Genomic DNA, 1,706 nt, shown 5'->3' on the forward strand with positions numbered 1-1,706 from the left:
CTCGTATTATATAAATTAAATCTGTGTTGATTGTCTTTTTAGTTTGTTTATTCGATCATCAGATGCTAGTCTCTAATTGTCATTGACCTTGGTCAATTGGTATAGGTTTTCACCTCCTGTAGCTTGACTACTTTGTAAGTCTGCCGCCCAAGCAGTTTTGCTAATGACTTACTCACATGCTGTATTGATTCTGGCTATTACTGATTCAGAGCAGTTTCAGTCGCAGCTTTTTAGCTTGAACCTGTGAATACTTATATTTTGCGAGACTGTCTTAGAAACTGTAATTAGGGGCTAACATGTGATGATCGATCTATGACCAAATATTTGTTAGAAAGGAGGCCATTCTCAATGAAACTTTTTATAGGAATTGACGTCAGTTCTAAAGACTTGCAAGTCGCTATTACTGACTCAGAAAATCATCAAAAACCTTTGCTTAACCAATCTTTTTCTAATGATCTGACTGGCGCTAATAAGGTCAAAAAGCTAATTCTCCAACTTGCTAAACAGAATAGCTATGACAAGGTAATTATCGGCATGGAGGCTACTTCAATTTATAGCTTTCATCCAGCCTATTTCTTTGCCAATGATGAGGACTTGCAAAAGCTTAATCTTGAAACTGATGTCGTTAATCCCAAAAATACTAAACGATTTCATGACGTTTACGAAGAAAATAAGAATGATCCTATTGATGCCTATTACATCGCGGAATACTTACGCTTTGGCAAGTATCACGTCACTATCGCTCGACAAGAGGAATACTTAGCTCTCCAGCGTCTAACCAGAACCAGATATGAAATCACGTCTTCCCTGGCCAGAGCTAAGCAGCACTTCATTGAAGCCCTTTACTATCGTCTAAACAAACTGGTTACCGTTGACAAGGAAAATATTAAAACTTCTATCTTTGGCGCAACAATGCTGTCTATTGTGACTGATAGTAAAACCATCGATGAAATCACTGAGATGCCAATCGAGGATTTAATTGATTACCTTCAGACTAAGGGACGCGGCCGCTTCTCTGATCCAGAAGCTTTAGCTAAAGCAATCAGGAAAGCCGTCAGAGGATCCTATCGTTTAGGTAAAGTCATGAAAGACTCAATTGATGCAGTATTATCTGTTTACTATACCGAGATTAAAACCAATCAGAAATTGATTAAAAATTTAGATAAAGCAATTACAGACATCGTTCAAGCGCTCCCTGAAGAGAGAATACTGCAGTCTATTCCGGGAATTGGACCAGTTTACTCTGCTGGCATCATCGCTGAAATTGGTAGTATTGATCGGTTCGATACTGAAGCTCAGCTGGCTAAATACGCCGGCCTAGCTTGGCGTCAAAAGCAGTCTAGTGATTTTGACAGCGAACACAAGCCAATGACCAAAAACGGCAATCATTATCTAAGATATTATTTGGTTGAAGCTGCCAACCTAATTAGATTAAGAGATCCCGTTTTTCGGAAGTACTATCAAAAGAAGTACGATGAAGCTTTCTATTCCCCGCATAAACGTGCTTGCGTCCTTTGTGCAAGAAAACTAGTTAGGACCATTTTCACTCTGCTCAAAAATGGTCAAATCTATCAAACACCGAGGTGATCAATTGGTCTAAAACATTTTTGGAGGAGTAAATAATAGTTATTAAAAACCCTTGAAATAGGGCCTAGTTTCATGCACGCAAATTTTGGCTTTAACACAAACTAATTAAAAATAAAATT

1 protein-coding gene is annotated in these 1,706 nt (G+C 38.2%); it reads left to right on the forward strand.

Annotation, left to right across the window (positions count from 1 at the left end):
- The first annotated feature begins 348 nt into the window (after positions 1-348).
- On the forward strand, positions 349-1,587 hold the full coding sequence (locus CP368_RS09855; protein ID WP_089145574.1) for an IS110 family transposase: 1,239 nt from the start codon (positions 349-351) through the stop codon (positions 1,585-1,587).
- Positions 1,588-1,706: the final 119 nt, after the last annotated feature.

It is taken from the genome of Lactobacillus sp. UMNPBX17 (assembly GCF_002553735.1).
Lineage (GTDB): Bacteria > Bacillota > Bacilli > Lactobacillales > Lactobacillaceae > Lactobacillus > Lactobacillus gallinarum.